This window comes from Paenibacillus sp. Marseille-Q7038 (assembly GCF_965111595.1).
This window is the reverse complement of the sequence record NZ_CBCOOM010000001.1, coordinates 224417-245691: the sequence shown is the minus strand read 5'-3', so window position 1 is coordinate 245691 and position 21275 is coordinate 224417. Positions and strand designations below refer to the sequence as shown.

20 protein-coding genes are annotated in these 21275 nt (G+C 42.9%); 7 read left to right on the top strand and 13 right to left on the bottom strand.

The genetic code is table 11. From position 1 onward, the window contains the following. Positions 1 to 51: 51 nt before the first annotated feature. Positions 52 to 852 (top strand): Cof-type HAD-IIB family hydrolase, encoded by an 801-nt coding sequence (locus ACWPWY_RS01205; RefSeq protein WP_454190028.1) that lies wholly within the window; start codon positions 52 to 54, stop codon positions 850 to 852. A 349-nt stretch (positions 853 to 1201) separates the two neighbouring features. Here ACWPWY_RS01205 and ACWPWY_RS01200 read toward each other — a convergent pair whose 3' ends face one another. Continuing rightward, positions 1202 to 1831, bottom strand: a complete 630-nt coding sequence (locus ACWPWY_RS01200; protein ID WP_454190027.1) for a hypothetical protein — start codon at positions 1829 to 1831, stop codon at positions 1202 to 1204. A 219-nt stretch (positions 1832 to 2050) separates the two neighbouring features. Between ACWPWY_RS01200 and ACWPWY_RS01195 the strand changes: the two genes are divergently transcribed. After that, a complete protein-coding gene (locus ACWPWY_RS01195) occupies positions 2051 to 2362 on the top strand; it encodes a hypothetical protein (protein ID WP_454190026.1) in 312 nt (103 codons plus the stop codon). A 39-nt stretch (positions 2363 to 2401) separates the two neighbouring features. Beyond that, complete coding sequence (locus tag ACWPWY_RS01190) at positions 2402 to 2656, top strand: hypothetical protein (RefSeq protein ID WP_454190025.1); 255 nt, start codon at positions 2402 to 2404, stop codon at positions 2654 to 2656. A 174-nt stretch (positions 2657 to 2830) separates the two neighbouring features. Here the strand turns inward: ACWPWY_RS01190 and ACWPWY_RS01185 are convergent, their stop codons facing one another. The 3 genes from ACWPWY_RS01185 to ACWPWY_RS01175 are packed head-to-tail and all read right to left on the bottom strand — an operon-like array spanning position 2831 to position 5713. Further along, a complete protein-coding gene (locus tag ACWPWY_RS01185; protein WP_454190024.1) occupies positions 2831 to 3649 on the bottom strand; it encodes an ABC transporter ATP-binding protein in 819 nt (272 codons plus the stop codon). A gap of 37 nt (positions 3650 to 3686) precedes the next feature. Then, on the bottom strand, positions 3687 to 4730 hold the full coding sequence (locus ACWPWY_RS01180) for a FecCD family ABC transporter permease (protein WP_454190023.1): 1044 nt from the start codon (positions 4728 to 4730) through the stop codon (positions 3687 to 3689). After that, positions 4727 to 5713, bottom strand: coding sequence for a FecCD family ABC transporter permease (locus ACWPWY_RS01175; RefSeq protein WP_454192755.1), 987 nt, complete (start codon positions 5711 to 5713; stop codon positions 4727 to 4729). The genes ACWPWY_RS01180 and ACWPWY_RS01175 overlap by 4 nt, the downstream gene beginning before the upstream one ends. 214 nt (positions 5714 to 5927) lie before the next feature. Here ACWPWY_RS01175 and ACWPWY_RS01170 point away from each other — a divergent pair, with 214 nt between their 5' ends. Further along, positions 5928 to 6956, top strand: a complete 1029-nt coding sequence (locus ACWPWY_RS01170) for an ABC transporter substrate-binding protein (RefSeq protein ID WP_454190022.1) — start codon at positions 5928 to 5930, stop codon at positions 6954 to 6956. Positions 6957 to 7136: 180 nt separating this feature from the next. Continuing rightward, on the top strand, positions 7137 to 7646 hold the full coding sequence (locus ACWPWY_RS01165) for a hypothetical protein (protein WP_454190021.1): 510 nt from the start codon (positions 7137 to 7139) through the stop codon (positions 7644 to 7646). A gap of 237 nt (positions 7647 to 7883) precedes the next feature. Here ACWPWY_RS01165 and ACWPWY_RS01160 read toward each other — a convergent pair whose 3' ends face one another. Further along, the gene (locus ACWPWY_RS01160) at positions 7884 to 8837 is read right to left on the bottom strand and encodes a DMT family transporter (RefSeq protein ID WP_454190020.1); all 954 of its coding nucleotides are present in this window, start codon (positions 8835 to 8837) and stop codon (positions 7884 to 7886) included. 134 nt (positions 8838 to 8971) lie between these two features. Here ACWPWY_RS01160 and ACWPWY_RS01155 point away from each other — a divergent pair, with 134 nt between their 5' ends. Next, the gene (locus ACWPWY_RS01155) at positions 8972 to 10504 is read left to right on the top strand and encodes an aminotransferase-like domain-containing protein (RefSeq protein ID WP_454190019.1); all 1533 of its coding nucleotides are present in this window, start codon (positions 8972 to 8974) and stop codon (positions 10502 to 10504) included. Between the two features lie 22 nt (positions 10505 to 10526). Here ACWPWY_RS01155 and ACWPWY_RS01150 read toward each other — a convergent pair whose 3' ends face one another. From ACWPWY_RS01150 to ACWPWY_RS01120, 7 genes are all read right to left on the bottom strand, one after another. Then, positions 10527 to 11312: an MBL fold metallo-hydrolase gene (locus tag ACWPWY_RS01150; protein WP_454190018.1), complete on the bottom strand. Its 786-nt coding sequence runs from the start codon at positions 11310 to 11312 to the stop codon at positions 10527 to 10529. Between the two features lie 32 nt (positions 11313 to 11344). Next, the gene (locus tag ACWPWY_RS01145) at positions 11345 to 11791 is read right to left on the bottom strand and encodes a hypothetical protein (protein ID WP_454190017.1); all 447 of its coding nucleotides are present in this window, start codon (positions 11789 to 11791) and stop codon (positions 11345 to 11347) included. Between the two features lie 160 nt (positions 11792 to 11951). Beyond that, a complete protein-coding gene (locus ACWPWY_RS01140) occupies positions 11952 to 13559 on the bottom strand; it encodes an ABC transporter substrate-binding protein (RefSeq protein WP_454190016.1) in 1608 nt (535 codons plus the stop codon). A gap of 156 nt (positions 13560 to 13715) precedes the next feature. After that, entirely contained in the window at positions 13716 to 14783 is a 1068-nt protein-coding gene (locus ACWPWY_RS01135) for a sulfate/molybdate ABC transporter ATP-binding protein (protein WP_454190015.1), read from the bottom strand. Positions 14784 to 14998: 215 nt separating this feature from the next. Beyond that, positions 14999 to 15580, bottom strand: coding sequence for a TetR/AcrR family transcriptional regulator (locus ACWPWY_RS01130; RefSeq protein WP_191797266.1), 582 nt, complete (start codon positions 15578 to 15580; stop codon positions 14999 to 15001). A gap of 3 nt (positions 15581 to 15583) precedes the next feature. After that, positions 15584 to 16216 (bottom strand): YigZ family protein, encoded by a 633-nt coding sequence (locus ACWPWY_RS01125; RefSeq protein ID WP_454190014.1) that lies wholly within the window; start codon positions 16214 to 16216, stop codon positions 15584 to 15586. A gap of 201 nt (positions 16217 to 16417) precedes the next feature. Next, positions 16418 to 17773: a glucose-6-phosphate isomerase gene (locus ACWPWY_RS01120; RefSeq protein WP_454190013.1), complete on the bottom strand. Its 1356-nt coding sequence runs from the start codon at positions 17771 to 17773 to the stop codon at positions 16418 to 16420. A gap of 282 nt (positions 17774 to 18055) precedes the next feature. Here ACWPWY_RS01120 and ACWPWY_RS01115 point away from each other — a divergent pair, with 282 nt between their 5' ends. Then, positions 18056 to 18955, top strand: coding sequence for an NAD(P)-dependent oxidoreductase (locus ACWPWY_RS01115; RefSeq protein WP_454190012.1), 900 nt, complete (start codon positions 18056 to 18058; stop codon positions 18953 to 18955). An 80-nt stretch (positions 18956 to 19035) separates the two neighbouring features. Here ACWPWY_RS01115 and tkt read toward each other — a convergent pair whose 3' ends face one another. Then, complete coding sequence (tkt, locus tag ACWPWY_RS01110) at positions 19036 to 21087, bottom strand: transketolase (RefSeq protein ID WP_454190011.1); 2052 nt, start codon at positions 21085 to 21087, stop codon at positions 19036 to 19038. Positions 21088 to 21275 lie beyond the last annotated feature (188 nt).

The window sequence follows — 21275 nt, the reverse complement described above, 5'->3', positions numbered from 1 at the left end:
TTTAGAGTTATACCACACAAATAATAGAACTAGATATAGAGGAGAGAAACCATGACTTATAAACTGATCGCGATTGATATTGATGACACTCTGATTAATGACGACAAAGAAGTAACCCCTGCAACACAAAGTGCGCTAGAAGCAGCTGTAGCCAAAGATGTAGTCGTTACCCTTGCAACGGGACGTGCCTATGCTTCCGCTCAAGCGATTGCTAGACAAACAGGACTCAACGTTCCCATCATTACGTATCAAGGTGCACTCATCAAGAATTTGATGGACGAAGAAGTCCTTTATGAACGTTATGTTCCCAAAGATGCAGCTCGCAAGCTTTACGAGTTCTGTCTGGAACGGAATTTGCATCTTCAAACTTATGTTGATGATAAGCTGTACTCCCGCGAGGAGAACGAGAAGCTGATTGACTACTGTAATCTGAACAAGACACCTTATTATATTGAACCTGATTTCATGAAAATGATTGAGCAGCCTGCACCAAAACTGCTCATGATCGATACTCCGGAACTGCTGGACGAAATCGCTCCACAGTTGCGTGAGCTGCTCGGCAGCGAGGTTCATATTACGAAATCCAAACCTCACTTCCTTGAAATCATGCATCATGAAGGAACAAAAGGTCATGCGCTAACGTTCCTTGCGAACCATTTTGGAGTGGATCTTAAAGATACCATTGCTGTAGGTGATTCTTGGAATGACCACGAAATGCTCGAAGCTGCCGGCCTAGGTGTTGCTATGGGTAATGCCATTCCTGCACTGAAAGAAATTGCTGACTATATTACGCTCAGTAACAATGAAGACGGAATCAAGCAAGTCATTGAAAAATTTGTCTTGAACGCTTAAGCTCTCTTACATTAGTTAACCCCGAAACCTATCTTGGTTTCGGGGTTATTTGATTATTGAAAGAAATATAGAATGTTTACTTCACTTGTAAAAATACACCTTTCAAGTATAGTAAAGGCATACGTTATCTATCGTTAATACGAGCGTCAGGGGGCTATATACTTGGAATCAGGACTGCTTATTGGACTTGTTGTCGTCGTGTCTGCGCTTTTGATGTACTCCTTCTTCTATGCGATCAAGAAAGGTTATTCAAAAAAATGGGATGAAGAAGATTCTTAATTCAATTAAAAATTTATAGCAAAAAGGGCGTAAGATAAGGTTTTCACCTTCCATTCTTACGCCCTTCTTTTTATTTATCTGTTAATTTTTCTTTGATCCGATGAAACTCCGACTTAATCCGTTCCTTCATTTCCTCTGCCTTTTCTTGTATGTCTTCTACTCGTTCTTTTCGTTTACGTTCTTCCTCCTCCTGAGCTAATTGTTGCTCCATCTCCCTGGCCTTATTCATTTCATGTTCCATCATCGATACTTCTTTTCGGTACACCAATTGGGGATCATACTGCTGAAGAAAGTAATTAAAAGCGACCTCATTGTTTTCTTTTATATTGGCAACAAAAGCAGTCTCCCCGTTATATAATTCAGCCACTGTCCGCTCAATCAGGCTAAAGCCTTCCTTATGACGGTTTACGACTTTACTCGCCCCAATCATGGAACCAATGCTTCCACCAAGCAAAATACCGATCGGACCGCCCAAAATTCCAATCATGGAACCAATCAGGCTGCTTTTTAATGCCGAAGCGTCTGCTTCACTTGGTGAGCTAAACCCATCTTTGAAAACAATCTTCCCGTTTTCTTTCTGAATGACGGCTGCATCCAATATTTTATATTGTTCATGCCTTTTAGATTTACATTCAGATAGAACTTGATAAGCCTTGCTGTCATCATTGAATACGGCAACGACAATATTATTTTCTTCCACTAGAGTAACCCTTCCTTCTATGTATTTCTTCGCTTACTGTAAATTAACTCAAATCCTCTAATTTTATTCGTGATGCAAAAAAACAGCTGATTCGAATCAGCTGCCCTTTTTATCCATCTGTTCATCAAATTTCTCAACTAGCACTCTTTAGTAGCCAATTGTTGATCTTTTCTATACTATTTTTATAAAGAGTAATGTAGATAATTAGGAGAGATTGAAATGGATATCGGTTATGCCGCCAATGAGCATATCAAAATAAAACATATAGTGAATGATTTTGAATTCGGAATAGATGAGGAGAGTAAGTATGTAATCATTCTTTCCAGTCCAGGAACAGGACAATTTAGAATCAAACCATTTGCAGAATGGATCGACAACTTAGATGAGTATCCTGTTTATTATTGCGTAATCTCAGATAATGTATTTCATGATCTTTTTTCAGAAATGTGCACACTGCCTTATGAAGTTACAAAAATCGAAAATTCTAGACGCAAACAATTGTACTACATAGTACAGGCAAATAATAAATAAGAATTATGTTCGATTTCAGAATTGATTGAGTTATTTTCTATGTCTGTGAATGATTTAAGCATTTTAAGCACAAAAATAAATCCTTGCCGGGTTGAACAAGTTGGGGATAAGGGGCAGTTTGGTATTATTATTCTTGGTGATATAAAAGATGCTAGTGTTTTTCACATAGGCCATGATGGAGATACCATCTATCTCCTATCAAATAATAAGAAATATTCAACATTTGAAGAAGCTATGTCAAAAATGCCTGAAGCTATGCTAAATAAGATTGAAGTAATTGAGTATGGTGATTAAAAAGGTAGCACGGATATATGAACAATGACTAAACAAGAAACCGACCGATTATGTAAGAGAAAGAAAATGTAGTGAGGTTTAATAACTAAAAGGAAATACTTACTAAATGCTAGCTAAAAATAAGGAACCACGATCCTCGTGATTCCTTTCCTTTATTGTGAGATCATTTCGTTATTATATGCTCGCCGTCTCCTTAGGAGGCTTACGAAGTCCGCCTTTGCCATGCGGGATGCACAGCGGAGTACCGAATATAGGGTCGGGAATAATATCGCACCTCAGATCAAAAACCTTTGCCATAAGTTCGGCATCGATCACAGTTGCTGGATGCCCTCCCGCTTCAATGCCTCCATCCTTAATCGCTACGATATGATCTGCGTAACGACAAGCAAGGTTGATATCATGAAGCACCATTACGATCGTCCGCTGCTCTGATCGATTAAGATCATACAACAGATCCAGCACTTCAATCTGGTGGGTCAGATCCAAATAGGTTGTTGGTTCGTCGAGCAGAATGACCGGTGTTTCTTGAGCCAGCGTCATCGCAATCCACGCCCGCTGTCTTTGACCACCTGACAAGGAGTCTACGGTGCGATCCTTGAGTTCCTTCATTCTCGTAGAGTTCAGAGCTTTCTCTACTGCCTGTTCGTCTTCCGGTGACCACTGCTTTAGCCAGTTCTGGTAAGGATACCTCCCTTGTTTCACCAGTTGAAGCACCGAAAGACCTTCCGGGGCAACAGGTCCTTGGGGTAAGATAGCGAGTTTGCGTGCAATATCCTTTGTCTTCATCCCTGCGATTTGTTCACCATCAAGAATGACGGCCCCTTGCTGTGGCTTTATCAGTCTTGCAAGAGATCGCAACAACGTTGATTTCCCGCAGCCGTTACTCCCGATGAATACGGTTATTTTTTCTTTTGGAATAGATAAATCCATATTTTCAAAAATGTAAGCATCTCCGTACGAAAGCCCCAGCTTCTCGGCGCGCATGATATCCATCAGCATTCATTCCTTTTTAGATTACTAGTATATCGAATCAACGATTGCGGCTTTTATATAGCTGATACATAAAGAACGGAGCTCCAATGGCTGCTGTAAATACGCCTGCAGGAACATCAGCAGGGAGAAATGCCGTTCGGGCTACTAGATCCGCTATTAATAAAATCAAGGCTCCGAGCAGTGCACTTACCGGCACAACACTTCCAAAAGAAGGTCCCACCAACTTCCTCGCCATATGCGGTGCCATCAGCCCAATAAATGCAATGGCACCGCCAATTGCGATTGCTGATCCTGCTAGTGCCACACTGAGCACGATGAGCAGCAGGCGATGTTTCTGCACATGCGCCCCTGCACTTACCGCTACTTCGTCTCCGAGTGCTTGAATGTTTACCTTTCTCGCTTGAAACCAGGTTAATGGTAGAAGGATAACGACCCAAGGAAGCAGGATATACACATCCGAATCCCATGATGCTCCATAAATACTCCCCGTCATGAACGTAATGGACCGCTCTGCCAGCTGCATCGGACCTGCAATAATAAACATGTAAGAGACTGATTTGAGCGCAGCTGCAAGGCCTGTACCGACAAGCACAAGACGCAAAGGCGTTACTCCGCCTCTCCAAGCCAGAACATACAACAGTCCGGTTACTAGAATTGCGCCCAGGATCGCGGCAAGCGGCATGTATTTTATTGAAATTGTGCCTGATGTGAAAAATATGAAAAGTACAGCTCCGAGTGAAGCACCGTCCGTGATTCCCGTTACATCTGGTGATGCAAGTGGATTTCGAATCACTCCTTGCAGCACAGCTCCTGCAACCGAAAGAGAAGCCCCAACCATTACGGCAGTAAGAATACGCGGCAGTCTCAGCTTTTCTACAATGATTTCTACCGTTGGATCTGCTTGACCAAATAGGGAGCTGATCACTTGCGATGGAGAAATGTACTGACTTCCGATTCCCGTTGAGATTACCATGGCCGCAGCACAGAGGATGAACAGAACGAGCGTAACCCATAAGGTCCTTTTTTCAATTAAAAATGAAAGTTTGCCGTTAGACATTTGAAATGACTTGTATTTGCTCATGCTCCTTGGCGTCCTCCCTTTCTTGCAATATAGACAAAGAATGGAACGCCGATGATGGCCGTCATGACACCGACTGGCACCTCTTTGGGAATCGCAATGTAGCGGGACAGCACGTCTGCGGAAACAAGGAGTACCGCACCCCATACGAAACTATACGGTAAGATCCAGCGATAATCATTCGGCAGAAAAAACTTCATGATATGCGGAATGATAATACCTATAAACGCAATTGGACCTGCTGCAGCAACCGATGCACCTGCCAGTAAAATAATAGAGACGGCCGAAAGAATTTTAATCATAGCCGTCTTTTGTCCTAGCCCTGCCGCAATATCGTCTCCCATGAACAATACGTTAAGATGTCTTGACAGCAGGAGTGCAATCAGTAGTCCAATCCCCATATAAGGGACAACAGCCATGAGCTGATCAAGTTCCCTACCAGCAACGGATCCGACAAGCCATATCAGTACCTGATCAAACATCTTGCCGTCTGACAACATTAAACCTTGAGTCAGAGAATGGAAAAATGCAGTCATCGAAGCACCAGCTAGTGTGATTTTCACAGGTGTCATTCCATCTCGGCCCATACTGCCAAGGAAAAACACAACCCCACCGCTCACAGCAGCACCAAAAAGAGCAATCCAAGTCGTTTGCTGAAGACCGGATATACCTAACCAGCCTGTAGCCACAACGACGAAAAAGGCTGCTCCCGCATTCACACCTAAGGTACTCGGAGAAGCGATTGGATTACGAGTGAGAACCTGCATAATAGCTCCAGCAACAGCTAGACTCCCGCCAACTGCAGCAGCGATCAGTGCACGAGGAATCCTTGCTGTCTGGATAATTAAGTGTTCGGTACTTCCATTTGGTTCCATCACCGCCTGCCAAATAACCGACAGAGGAATGCGGGTGACACCAAAAATAACACTACTCATCATGGCAAAAATCAGTAGTCCAATCGATAAGGCCAGCCCCAAGATGCGCATCATTAATCCCCTACTCATTTTTGTATATATCATTTTATTCATAGAATTCCATCTAATAGTTCACTCCGCAATTTTAGTAGAAGAAAGAAAGAACTGTCAATCTTTTTGATATTCATTCTCATTCAACGCTTGACAATGGTAGAAACTGGTTATATATTCAGACTTAATGTTTGATAATCATTATCAATATATTATTTCAGGGGGAACTGGTTACATGGTAGCTTTAAACGTACATACAAAGAGTCATCGCTTACGCTTATTCGGAGCAGTTATGCTCATGCTTATTTTCTTCGTTCTAGCTGGTTGTGGAAGCCAGACAACGGAAGGCGGTGCGGGCAATGAATCTTCCCAGCCTGCTTCTGGCAATACCACAAATGAAGAAACAACAGGCACAGGTACATACACGGTAAAACATGCAATGGGTGAAACAGAAATCAAAGGAACACCTCAGAAGGTCGTTATTCTCACTAACGAAGGAACCGAAGCACTGCTTTCTCTAGGAGTTAAACCCGTTGGAGCCGTTAAATCTTGGACTGGAGATCCTTGGTACGCACATATTAAAGATCAAATGGAAGGCGTAACCGTAGTCGGGGACGAGAGTCAGCCGAATCTCGAACTGATCGCAGGTTTGCAGCCTGATCTTATTATCGGTAACAAAATGCGCCAAGAGAAAGTCTATGATCAGTTAAAAGCAATTGCTCCAACCGTTATGGCTGAGGATCTTCGCGGTGACTGGGAAATCAATTTCAAGCTTTATGCAGAAGCGCTGAATAAAACCGAAGAAGGCGCAGCGAAAATCACCGAATTCAACGATCGCATTGCCGATTTTAAATCTAAAGCAGGCGACAAAGTGAATGAAACGGTGTCTGTTGTCCGTTTTATGGCTGGCAAAACCCGCATTTATCATACCGATACGTTCACAGGTAATATCTTTGCAAAAATAGGCTTGGCACGGACAGAAATCACCCAAAATGCAACTGAATTCGTAGATGAAATTACGAAAGAACGTTTGCCGGAAGCTGATGCCGATCGTCTCTTTTACTTTACCTATGACACTGGCGACGACAAAGGTAATGATACCGAGACGGAAATGATACAAGACCCGCTTTGGCAGAATCTAAATGCCGTTAAGAATGGCCGAGCATATAAAGTAGACGATGCTGTATGGAATACAGCCGGAGGAATTCTGGCAGCAAACTTGCTACTTGATGAACTCTACGGGTTTTATGAGATTGCAGAATAATAGAATACTAGCTCATGGGTACAGTTCAAAGAACTGTGCCTTTTTTTTATAAACATCACTTCATATCCTTCTCACAACTGGACTTAAGTCTAGTATGATTCACTTGCTCTAGACCGATTACAGCTTCACTCTTATTTGCTATGATACGTTTAGTTGAATTTATAGAAAGGAGTGATTCATTTGAGATTAAGGAAACAAAATCTTGTAGCCCCGCTACTCATTTTGATCGGTATTTTTCTGCTCCTCAACTCCGGTAAGGATATTGGAACGGGCTCTATTTTTGCCTACTTCTGGCCGACTTTCTTCCTTATTCCGCTAGGGGTACTTTTCCACTGGATGTATTTCTCGCTGATCGGCCGTGGAATCGGGCTTCTCGTTCCCGGAGGTATTCTGCTCACCACAGGACTGACTTGCCAGATTGCTATTGTTACAGACAGCTGGATTACCATGTGGCCTGGTTTTATACTGGCGGTAGCGGTCGGATTATTTGAACTTTACTGGTTCGGTAACAAAAACAAATATTTGCTGATTCCCATCAATATTTTGGCTGTACTATCCTTTATTTTCTTCATCGCATTCTCCATTGGTTCCATGCTGCATCAGTTCTCCATTATCCAGCCAATCCTTGCTCTTCTGCTCATCGTTGCTGGAGCTTATACGCTCTTCCGTCCAAAAAAACATTCTTACTAATACATAATGTACATGATGTGATATTACATAATTCAAAAAATACAGGCCTCTCTCATTTCTTACGCCGAGAAGAGGCCTGTATTATGTATATAAAAAAGGCAGAGGGTACCCTCTGCCTTACTTGATTTATTTTGCAACAATCTTATCTACAATCCCATATTCCACAGCCTCTTCAGCGCTTATAACAGGTAAACGACTGACCATGGAAAAACGATACGCAAGCAGAGAATTTATTTTTTATGATGCCGTTTCGGTTGAAATTTGGTTTGATCCTATTGCTTTGATTTCTTTTTTCGTTTGTAAAAGTCCTTTTAACGTATGCCAATTTGCCAGAATCAGTCCTCCAATGATAATGACCGATCCGAGCAGGGTCAACCAGCTCACATGCTCTCCATAGAAAAACATCCCGATTCCGAGTGCAATCATTGGAGAAATGTACAGCCATGTAGACGGAAATAGCGGATTCGTACGCGTAACAAGGTAATAGAACAGACTATGACCAATCATAGAACCGAATACTGTCAGATACAGAACAGACCCGGCTGCTGACGGGTGAAATAAGACCTCTACCTTCGGCTGCTCGGTGATCGCAGACAGCAGTAACAACATCACCCCGCCATATAACATCTGAACACCATTAACGGCAATTGAGGCATGATCTCTTAGCCTTGATGCTGTTCGTCCAGAATATACTGACCCCGAGGCATAAAAGATTTCTCCGATCAGCACAGCTACAGCTCCAGCGAGCCACATGCCTCCCGCTTGAATAGATAGTTCAGGCACAAGAATTAGCACAACACCTGCAAAAGCAGTGATACAACCCAGCGCTGACAAGACGTGCGGTCTTTTTTTCGTCATAGCGGATTGAATCCATATAATCATCAGCGGTCCGGTTGCGGATAACACCGCCGCCACTCCGGAGCTGATATATTTTTCCCCGTAATATAAACCTGCAAACGTTAGAAACGTCAGACAACTTCCTATGATCAATACTTCTTTACGCCAAAGCAGAGACAAGGTGGTTGTTTTTTTCCACAAACAAAATAAAAATAATAGGGAACCCGCAAGCGTAAATCGCACACCAGCAGCAAAGAAAGGCGGCACACCCGCGTCGTTCCCGATTTTTATAGCTAAAAAAGTCGTTCCAAAGATTAAACACATAACGGTATACGCCGTAAGCAATCGTCTCATTCCATCCATCCTCCTCATATCTATCTGCTCATTGTAATCTGCTAGGAATAGAACAGAAGTGCTACAATAGAACAGATTAAGCAGGAATGTGTCGTACAATGAACTCACAGCAACCACAGAAAAAGGTGGAACCGATGAAAAATAAACGCCATGATTTTTTGACAAAGCAACCTCTTTCTCAGCAAGTTACTGACTTTCTTCTAGTACGAATCGATCGCGGAGACTATATCGCTCATGACAAACTGCCTTCGGTACGTACACTTGCAGAGCAGCTCGGGGTGCACAGGCTGACCGTATTTAAGTCCTATCAACAGCTCGTTCATAACGGCAGAATATATGCCAAAGATCGGTCCGGATATTATGTAATGCCCTGTATAGAGAAAGAATTGAACAATAGTAACCTTCAACATAACCTAGCTTCAGTAAGCGATCAGACTTACGATGGCACACGCAGCATTCAGCAGTTACTATCTCCTCCCAGTCTATCCGGCATGAATTTCAAACCGCCTGTTGTCAGCTCACCGCTTCGTACCAATATGTTATCTGAGCTTCAGGCACATGAGGTAGATTACCAGTTCTCCAAAGCACTCATAGATCCAGCTCTGCTGCCCAATGCGTATATGTCCGAATATGTAAAAAAAGTGTTTGATCTCTATCCTAAACTTCTCGGTACTTACTCTACGGTTCAGGGGGATGAAGAACTTCGCGTGACTCTTGCAGAATACTTCAAAAAAAGGCATCAATTCTTTCTTCTTCCTGAAGATATACTCATTACTTCCGGAGCCCTGCAGGCGATTGATCTCATCGCTAGACTTATGATTAAACCGGGAGATACCATCATTGTGGAGCGTCCAACTTACAGTGCGGCTATCGATATCTTTCGTCAGCAAGGCGCACATATCATCACAATCCCTATGCTCCCGGACGGATATGATATGGACGAGCTTGAGAGTATCATTCGGAGCTACAAACCGCGCATGATGTATGTGAACCCTACGTTTCATAACCCAACCGGTTATGTACTTCCTGCATCGAAGCGAAAACGGCTTGTCGAGCTTGCAGAAGAATATCACTTTCTAATTACGGAAGATGACACAACTTATGATATGTATTTTGAAGAGGAACCTCCCCTGCCTATTTACGGCTATGATACAGAAGGTGTTGTCATGTATATACGAAGTTTCAGTAAATATATCGCGCCAGGTCTGCGGATTGCAGCCGTTCTGTGTAGTCCTTGGCTTATGAAGGATTTATTAACTCTAAAATCACTAGCAGATGGAGGTTCCCCTCTCCTTGGGCAGAAAATTTTTATGCATTACTTCACTTCTTCCCGGATGCAGACTCACATGGAGAAGCTGCGTATTGCTCTGTCACTGCGGAAGGAAGCTATGGAGAGATGTCTTGCGAAGACGAATTGGGAGTGGACTCCCCCAAAAGGCGGACTCGGTTTGTGGGTTCAGTTACCCGAAGGTGTGTCGTCCATGGAACTCTTACGGAGAAGCCTTGCCTTATCTGTATCCTTCGTACCTGGTCCCTTCTGCGATCCTGACGCTGTACATCACAGCTCAAGTATTAGACTGAGCTACTGTTATACAAGTGAGCGTCAGATCGAAGAAGGAATGCAGAGACTAATAGATGCTTACAACTCTATGATACGCACCGTATGAGCACGAATTAGAGAAAGCAACCTTATGTTAACGAATGCATTAGCCCGGTATGAGCAAGTGTGATACCTGGGCTTAACGTATAATCTTTGCGAAGATCAACGTCATGAGACATATGAGTAAAAATCGTTTGTTTTGGCTGTACCTTGGTAATGAGTTCTTGTGCCTCCATCATGTCGTATACCGACCGAGTTTCAAAAGCAGCTTCCTCATGATAAAAACTTGTACCCAGCACAAGCAGATCAAGACCATACAGCGGTTTTTGTTCTTCTTCGCTTAGATCAATAGAATCGGAGCAGTATACCCATATGTACCCATCTTTCTCAAGGCGATATGCATACGAGTAACCGTTTTTTCCATGATTTACTTTCCAGGCCCGAATGTGGTATCCCGCAAGCGCAAGGCCATTCTCCAGATCAACTGGTTTCATCTCAATATGACTTTGGAGCCAAGGAAACTGTGCCTGAATCGCATTCAGCACTTCTTGCGGTGCGTACAGTTCACCCTTCTCTCCGAGCCAGCGGCAGGCATCAGCCCACTCAGGAAGTCCGCCAATATGATCAAAATGAGGATGTGTCACTAGCATCGTCTGAAGTTTACGTTTCTTCAGCATCTCCATCTGGTGCCGAAAATCTGGCCCTCCATCGATGAAAAACTCCCCCTGGTCACTCTCTACAAACACCGAAGAGCGATATCGGCGATTCATCCCGGTTGTTCTTGCTTCCTCACACACTTTACAATCACAATATACCCTCGGCACACCCATCGCGTCACCCGTACCAAGAAAGGTCAGCTTATTATATTTTGTCATGGATCATTCTCCTTTCTTGCGTCCCGCGTTCATTATTGCCCGCGAATGCCCAGCGTGAGCTGTTTGCGCCCGTCTGCTGTTTGCCGGATCTCTTTTATCTCCCAATTAAATGCAAGCGTGCGCTCCAGTTTTTCTACTTGTGGTTCAGTCAAGACCAGGCCTTCGATCCGTCCCTCTCCTAAGGTAAAATCTTTGCTAGGATCAAGCTGAAATGTAGTTGCAATCCAGTTTTTGAGACCATTATTCGTATTAAATGTAATCCGGTATCCTTCCTTTATTGCTTTTTCTAAATCTTCGCCATGCTCTTTCGCATAAGAGAAAAAAGACTCGTATGTATAATGCGGGCGCTCGGCGACTTTTAACAGCTCCGTATTCTCCGCTCGTACTGCTTCTACTATCTCTTCATTCGTGAGCCCGGTTCTTCTTGCATTCTCTAGTAATATAGCGGTGTACTGCGACAGTTTCACTTCCTGGTTCATGAGGTAACACTCCTCTTCGCATGGTAATGTAATACTCCTGATTAAAGCAACTAAAGGGATTATGAAATTGATTCTATTGTAGACCTTTATTCATCCCTTGTTCAAGATCAACCGATGTTTGCAAAAGAAAAAACGACCTGCATCGGTCGTTTCCTCTTCTTTATTTAATGAAGTGAATTTTGGATAAATCACGGAAGAGAACAATCGGCTGAGCGATCGCATCTTCTAGTCCTCCATAACCTTTACTTACTGCGATGACACTTTTGGTATAAGCAATCGGCAAAACCGGAAGTTCCTTTGCAATCTTCTGTTGAATCTGTACATATAACTTCTGGCGAGCAGCCGAATCGACTTCTTCGGAAGCACGTTCCCACAAGGTATCCAGATCTTCGTTCTCAGCATGCGATTCATTATATACCCCACTGCTCATATAAAGAGTCTCATAACTAACAGGGTCTGGACCAAGAATATAGCCGGCAAGCGAAAGCTCAAAATCAGTATTGTTTTGATCCAATTTTCGTTTTTCATACACGGCTGCTTCCATCGGTTTTAGCTCGACTTCGATTCCAACCTTTTTGAGTTTCTGCTGGATGTAGAGAGCCTGATTCATTTGTGTTTTGCTGGTTTTCACATAAGCAAGACGGATTTTTAAATTTGTAACATCTGCCTGTTCCAGCAATTCCTTGGATTTCTCAGGATCATAATCATAGGTCCTTACTTCGGAAGTATGATATAGCGTATCTGGTGTAAATATAGAAGAAGCCTGATCTGCAAACCTGCTCGACAGATACGAAATTCGAATCATTTCTTCTTTATCCAAAGCATAGGCGATCGCTTCCCGGACTTCTTTCTTTTTCATCTTCGGTGTATTCATATTAAATACCATGTACTCGAGACGACCATCTGCATAAGTTACGAGGTTATATTCCCCTGATTCATTCAGCACCTCATATTCCTGGGTATCAATCAGTGACATCTGCACAACACCCTCGTGGAGTGCCTGATCTGCTGTATCCGGGTCCATGATTTGATACGAAATCGTATCCAAGTAGGCTGCCCCGTCATAATAGTCTTCAAAACGCTCCAAAGTTAGATGCTCACCTGGTACATATTCCTTATACTTAAAAGGGCCCGATCCAATGGGATGATCATTCTTAGAACTATGAGCGATATCTTTCTCGCCTTGATAGATGTGCTTTGGAATCGGATAAAGATACATTAATGCGCCCTCGAATGAAGGAGTTGCTTCAGGTAGTACAAATTTGACAGTCAGTTCATCGATCTTTACTACCTTCACTGGTTGTCCATCAAAAACATACTGGCTACGGAAGGGACTATTCTGTGTATCATCTATGATTTGATTGACGGTAAACACAATATCATCGGCAGTAATGGCTTTTCCATCATGCCATGTAAGTCCTTCTTTCAGCTTGATAAAATAAGTTTTGTAATCTTTTGAAGCATATGCACGCTCAGCCAAGGCGTATACTTTCTTTCCATTGTCCATATAAAAGAGCGGTGCATAGAGCGACTGGTTCACGGTAAGCGTAATCCGATCTGTCGCATATAAGGGATTCATTACCTTCGGATCATCTTGTACGGCGATGTTGATACTACCCCCTCTTTCAGGGGAGCTTACTTCGCCGGTTATTTCATTGCCCGCATTCCCGACTTTAGTCTGATCTTCTTGCGTGTCACATGCAGTCAGCAGTAACCCTAAGATGAGAAGAAGCGGCAACATCTTTCGAATCCATTTTGAATATTTCATTCTCGTTGTTATCCTCCTGATGCATAAATAGCATTTAGGTATCCTCGCCAATATTATGAATGTAGTATAAACAAGGTTCATCTAAAAAGCAAAATAATATAACCCATAATAAAAACCCTGCACGTCAGTTAACGTTCAGGGTAAAAGTGAATTTCCCTATATAGATACTGGCATCGGATCACTTTTCAGGTGATTTTCGACCATCCAGTTTTCATGATCATTAAAAAGATAGGCCCTGTGAACAAGGACACGAACCTCTTGCCCTACTGATAGTGTCTCTTTCTCTAACGAACGATACGTAATCAACTTGTTATTCCCCACCATGACTTCAACAAGCCATTCGCTGCCGCGGAAGTGCAAGGCACGAACCTTCCCCTTTTCGGTAGCCGACAGTAAAGTAAATTCATGTTCTGACCCTACCTCAATATATTCGGGACGAATCAGAGCCTTCGCTTCAACAGCAGAACCTGTTAACTTGTCAAATCCCTTCAGTTCCCGTGCATGCTCAACAATCGTTGATTCACCAATAAAAGAGGCTACAAAAGGTGTTTCCGGCTGTTTATATATATCCCAAGGAGTCCCTTTTTGTTCGAGTGCTCCCCCATTTATAATCATAATTTCATCAGCGACTTCAATCGCTTCGTCCTGATCGTGTGTAACGAAAATCGAGGTAATACCTACCCGCTCTATGAGTTCACGCAACCAGGATCTCAGCTCATGCCGAATCTTGGCATCAATTGCAGCAAAAGGTTCATCCAGCAGAAGAAGCTGAGGCTCAGGAGCAAGCGCTCTTGCAAACGCAACCCGCTGTCTTTGTCCTCCAGATAACTGGTGAGGGTATCTCTTCTCAAAGCCGCTGAGACCTGTTAGTTCAACAAGCTCCATAACTCGATTATGAATCTGTGTTTTGGACTGCTTCTTCACCTTAAGTCCAAACGCGATATTATCGAACACGGTCATATGTTTAAATAAAGCATAGTTTTGAAATACAAATCCGATTCCCCGTTCTTGGGGCGGAAGATGGTTAACTAGCTGTCCATGCAAGCGAATCTCACCCGCATCGGGATTTTCAAGCCCAGCCAAGATACGTAGTATGGAAGTTTTTCCTCCTCCACTTGGACCGAGTAAACCAATGAGATGACCTTTTTTTATATCAAAAGAAACATCTTTAACTGCATGAAAATTGCCAAAATGTTTGCTAAGTCCACGGACTTCCACATGCATGACGCCATCCTCCATCACATATTCCCTATTATTTAGGTAGGAATTACTTTATTTGATACTTTACCAAATATAGGGGGATTTCGTCAATCATTTCTCGTCTGATGATCAGAAAACACTTTCGCATATTACCGTTATGATATTGTAACGTTATGATAGTTTACCGCTTTGAAGTATGTAAGCGTGACATGGTGTTGACGTATACCAAAAGAAGGGGATTACAGACGACTGCACATGATGTTTACATGCGAAGCTGCTTCAGCCCTGACTTCTTCAAAAGGCAAGCGGTCTTGGATGTAATAAGAGATGAATCCGTGAATGGATAAAAATAAACTGTGGGGTAATTGAATCCGTTCTTCGTTTGTGTAGTTTTTGTGGTTCATATGATGACGGATAATGGTGGCGAATAATTCATAACAACGATTCTGTTCTGCCCGGCAATAAGCAAGCAGCTCTTCGTCTCGAATCATAAACATAATTTCATATTGATAAGGATTTTGCAGACCAAAGCGTATAAATTCCATCATGACATGCTCTGGTTTCGTAAGTCCATCCTTTGAACTTCTAGCCATGGCCTGCAGGAGAAGCTGCCCCAAATGATTAAAATCTTCGACTACAATGGCATAAAACAACTCTGCTTTTTCCTTGAAATGATAATATAAAGAGCCGTGACTGTATCCTAGATGCTGTCCAATACTACGCATTGAAATAGATCGATATCCTTTTGTAACGAACAAATGCCTGGCCGCTTCCAAAATCCGTTCTCTCGACAATTCCTGCTCTACTGCTCTTCTAGCCATATCTTATTCTCCTTCAATAAAATAAAGCTGCTGTCCCTCCGTGATCACAGATTGACCTTGTGTTAGGTCTGTCATAAACTCCATGAATCGCTCTGCTTCACGATCTACCGGCAGACATGTCAGCTTGACTTTGTCAGTAAATGTAGTCTCTCCCATGCGAACCTGCCTGTTTCTCAGCTCATTCTCCACTTTTCCTAGCCATGTGTAATCCAGTTCCACGAAAATTTCGCGGTGAAGCACTTTCGTTATCGCTTCTCCGGCCTCAATAGCAGCTACTGCTCCATCCGTATAAGCGCGAATTAGTCCCCCGGCACCCAGCATAATACCGCCAAAATATCTCGTTACCACGATAGCGACATTTTTTAATCCCTGATTTTTGATCACCTCCAAAATAGGTTTCCCAGCGGTCCCGCTTGGCTCTCCATCATCAGACTGCTTCTGAATCTCATCCCGTTCACCAATCATATATGCTGAACAATTATGAGTTGCGTTCCAATGTTTTTTCTTAATGTCTTCAATAAATTGGATCGCTTCTTCTTCATTCTGTACAGGCATAACGTGACCAATAAATCGAGATTTCTTAATCACAATTTCTTTGTTCCCTGCTGCTCGAACGGTTTTGTACTGCTCAATCATTGCTCTCTTACCTTTCTATATGTGAAGAAAACACCTATAGGTGTTCTATTCTTAGATGTAATTGGGTTCATATTTGTAAGAAAGCAGTCCATCCAAATACGGGTGAACTGCTTCTTATGATCAAACAACCTATGGAAGCTTGATTGTATTACTATATTTATGAAACAGATAACTTCTGATCTTTAACAAATCATTCCATTACTATTCAGTGAGTCTTGCTTCAAGTTTTTCTTTTTCTTCTTCATAACCTGGTTTGCCAAGAAGAGCAAACATGTTCTTTTTGTAAGCTTCTACACCCGGTTGGTCAAACGGATTTACGCCCATCAGGTATCCGCTGATTCCGCATGCTTTTTCAAAGAAGTATACCAGATATCCGAAAGAATATGGAGACATATCTGGAACATTTACAATAAGATTTGGTACTTGACCGTCTGTATGTGCGAGCAGCGTACCTTGGAATGCTTTTTTGTTAACGAAATCCATTGTTTTTCCTTCAAGGAAGTTCAGACCATCTAGATCATCTGGATCTGCTTCAATGGAAATGTGGTTTGCCACTTCTTCCACTTGGATAACTGTTTCGAAAATGTTACGGCTACCCTCTTGAATGAATTGTCCCATGGAGTGAAGGTCTGTAGAGAAATCAACGGAAGCAGGATAGATTCCTTTGAAGTCTTTTCCTTCGCTTTCACCAAACAATTGTTTCCACCATTCGGATACAAAGTGCAAGGATGGCTCGTAGTTCACAAGAATTTCTGTTCCTTTGCCTTTGCGATACAGCGCATTACGCACTGCAGCGTACTGATAACTTTGGTTCTCTGCAACGTTCGGGTTAGCAAATTCTTTGGAAGCATCAGCCGCACCTTGCATCATTTCTTCAATGTTAATACCTGCTGTAGCGATAGGCAGAAGTCCTACTGCTGTCAGTACGGAATAACGACCACCTACGTCATCAGGAATAATGAAAGATTCATAACCTTCTTCAGTTGCAAGTTTTTTCAGTGCACCGCGAGCTTTGTCAGTCGTTGCATAAATACGTTTACGCGCTTCTTCTTTACCGTATTTTTTCTCTAGTGCAGCACGGAAGATACGGAATGCAATCGCTGGTTCTGTTGTTGTACCGGATTTGGAGATTACATTGACAGAGAAGTCTTTTCCTTCAACCAGCTCAAGCAGATGGTTTACATATGTAGAGCTAATGTTATTACCTGCAAAATAGATTTCTGGGGTTTTACGTTTTTCTTTTGGCAGCTCATTGTAGAAAGAGTGAGTCAACATTTCAATCGCTGCACGCGCACCAAGATAAGAACCGCCGATTCCGATTACGATCAGTACTTCGGAGTCGCTTTGGATTTTCGCAGCTGCTTTTTGAATACGGGAGAACTCTTCTTTATCATAGTTCGTTGGAAGGTCGATCCAGCCCAGGTAGTCGGAACCTGCGCCTGTACCATTATGAAGCTGTTCATGAGCAAGACGAATCGGTTCTGCCAAATAATCCACTTCATGTTGACCTACAAATTCAAGAGCTTTACTGTAATCAAAAGTTACTTTTTTAGCCATGATTATAAAACCTCCACTATTTTTAATAATTAGCGAGAATTAGTTCTCACTTCAAAGCTTGTCTTATGGCTGTCCGGTTTATACGTTATTGTTGACTACCGCGCCTTCACTTATGAATTAGAATACTGTAATTTCGATAACGTGACAAGCTTAGCGAATGATTGACCGAGTCTTTTACGCTTTATTCTCTTCAAGAGTAAGCTTTTTGGCTTGCCCCAGTCTCCATGATATGATGAAGACCTAATGAACGTTTGATTAAACAACGAAAGGTGAGAACAATTCATGAAAAAGATTGCTGTACTCGGACTCGGTACGATGGGCGGACCTATGGCTTCCAATCTTCTTAAAAAAGGCTATGAAGTCACTGTATATAACCGAACTGACGAAAAATGCATTCCACTCGTAGCCGAAGGTGCTGTAGCTGCCAAAACACCAAAAGAAGCAGCACACGGTCAGTCTCTCGTCATAACTATGGTAAGTAATGACGCATCCATCAATGATATTTATTATGGCGAGAACGGTATTTTTGCAGGTGTCATTGACGGAACTACCATTATAGACTGCAGTACCATTTCCCCTGACCTTGCCAAGAAACTCGCAGCTGATGCTACGGCTCTTGATTGTTCTTTTCTGGATGCACCAGTTACAGGCAGCAAACCAGCAGCCATTGATGGTTCATTAGTATTTATGGTCGGCGGTGATGCCGTAACCATCGAAAGTCAGATGGATGTATTCGAAACGCTCGGAAAAAAAGTAATTCCTATGGGCGAAAACGGAAATGGTGCCGTAGCGAAACTTGCCCATAATACGATCGTTGGAATTAACAATGTAGCACTAGCGGAAGGATTTGCGATTGCCTCAAAATCGGGCATCCCGGCTGATGCATTCCTGGATCTCGTCCAGTTAGGTTCTGCCGGCAGTAAAGCAGCTGAACTGAAAGGCCGCAAAATCATTGACCATGACTTTACGAATCAGTTCTCCCTCGCTCTTATGCTCAAAGATTTAAAACTTGCGTCCTCTCTAACAGACAATACTGGCGTGCCTGCCCCTATGCTGAATCTGGCAAAAAGCATGTTCCAGTCTGGTGCCGCTAAAGGATACGGTGAGGAAGACTTATCAGCTGTCGTAAAAATCTACGAAGCCTATATAGAACAGCAAATTAACGGCAAACCGCTTGCATAGATATCAAGATAGGATGAAAAAGGGTAAAGCGCCATTTGGCTGCTTCACCCTTTTTTTGTTTTCATATGGATACAATAGAACTACAGAAGCGCTTTAACGCGGCTTACTACGTTTTCTACTGTGAAGCCATATTCTTTAATTACAGTGTCGCCAGGCGCAGATGCACCGAACGTAGAAATGCCGAGAATATCACCAGCATCACCCACATATTTTTCCCAGCCCATTGGATGAGCCATTTCTACTGCAAGACGAGCTTTAACGTCTGGAAGGAGAACGGAATCTTTATATGCTTTATCTTGTTTTTCGAACAGATCCCAGCTTGGCATACTGATAACACGTACGTGAATACCTTCTTCAGCAAGAGCTTCTTGAGCTTTGACTGCCAACTGAACTTCAGAACCTGTTGCGATAATTTGAGCGGTTGCTTTACCATTCTTCGCATCAGATACTACATAAGCACCACGTTTGATTCCTTCACGAGCGCCTTCTACTGTACCCGGAAGAATCGGCAAGTTTTGACGAGTAAGGACAAGTGCTACCGGATTTGAAGTATTCTCTACTGCATAAGCCCATGCTGCAGAAGTTTCATTTGCATCCGCTGGACGAATAACAGTAAGACCTGGAATGATACGCAGGGAAGCGAGTTGTTCAATCGGTTCATGCGTAGGACCATCTTCACCTACTGCGATACTATCATGAGTCAGCACATAAGTTACTGGCAATTTCATAATAGAGGACAGACGAACTGCTGGACGAAGGTAATCGGTAAATACGAAGAATGTACCGCCGAATACTTTCACACCGCTATGCAGCGCCATACCGTTCATTGCAGCAGCCATACCGAATTCACGAACACCAAAGTAGATGTTACGGCCAGAGTAATCCGCTGGAGTGAACTGAGCAAGATCGTTCAAGTGAGTCATTGTTGAACTTTCAAGGTCAGCAGATCCACCCGTCAGGTTAGGTACATTGTGAGCAAGACCGTTCAGTGCATTACCGGATGCTACGCGAGTAGATACCGCTTTATCTTCGACACTGTATTTCGGCAAGTCGCGATCCCAACCTTCAGGAAGTGCGCCGCTGATTGCTGTTTCGAACTGAGCAGCAAGTTCAGGGTACGCTTTTTTGTATTCAGCAAATTTAGCTTCCCAAGCTTTGTTCGCTTCTACACCACGTTCTTTAACTTTTGCAAAATGAGCACGTACTTCATCTGGAACGAAGAAATCTTCTTCATATACCCATTTGTAATATTCTTTAGTGAGTTTTGTTTCGTCAGCACCTAGTGGAGATCCGTGAGTACCGCCATGGCCGCCTTTACCTTGTTTGTTCGGGCTACCGTAACCAATTACTGTTTTCACTTCGATCAGGGTTGGACGATCTGATACTGCTTGTGCTTCTTTAATCGCTTTTTCGATTGCAGGAAGATCGTTACCATCTTCTACGCGAAGCACTTGCCAGCCGTATCCTTCAAAACGTTTTTGAACACTTTCAGAGAAAGAAAGGTCCAGCTTACCATCAAGGGAAATATCGTTGGAATCATAAAGAACCACGAGTTTACCCAGTTTCAAGTGAGATGCCAGGGATGCTGCTTCATGAGAAACACCTTCCATAAGGTCACCGTCACCGCAAATTGCGTAAGTATAATGGTCTACTACATCAAAGTTATCTTTATTGTAAGTAGCTCCGAGCTGAGCTTCAGCCATTGCCATACCAACGGCCATTGCAATCCCTTGTCCAAGTGGACCTGTAGTTGCATCCACACCAGCGGTGTGACCGAACTCAGGGTGTCCTGGAGTCAAGCTTCCCCATTGACGGAATTGTTTAATCTCTTCCATTGGAAGATCATATCCGCTCAGGTGCAAAAGGCTGTAAAGCAGCATAGATCCGTGTCCTGCGGACAATACGAAACGGTCACGGTTGATCCAAGTTGGATTTTCCGGATTATGGTTCATCGTTTTGGCAAACAATTGATAGCCCATTGGTGCAGAGCCCATCGGCATACCCGGGTGTCCGGATTTTGCTTTCTCAATTGCGTCGATTGCCAAGGTACGAACAGTAGTAATAGACAAATTATCGATTGTTGAATTTTCATCTTTGTTAATGCTTTGGTCTTTAGTTTGTTGATCAGTCATGTTTCATCCTCCTCATAATCTCTAAAAAAAGATGTCAGGATAAGCAAACGGACTTACGCTCAGGGATTGGTACCCGCTAAAATAAAAAAGCATTTATGCAAGTTAATCCGCTTGAATGTTTCAATTTGACTTATTCAATAGTATTGTAACACCTCATACATCATTTTTCCATAGCCTTCTTGTTCGTT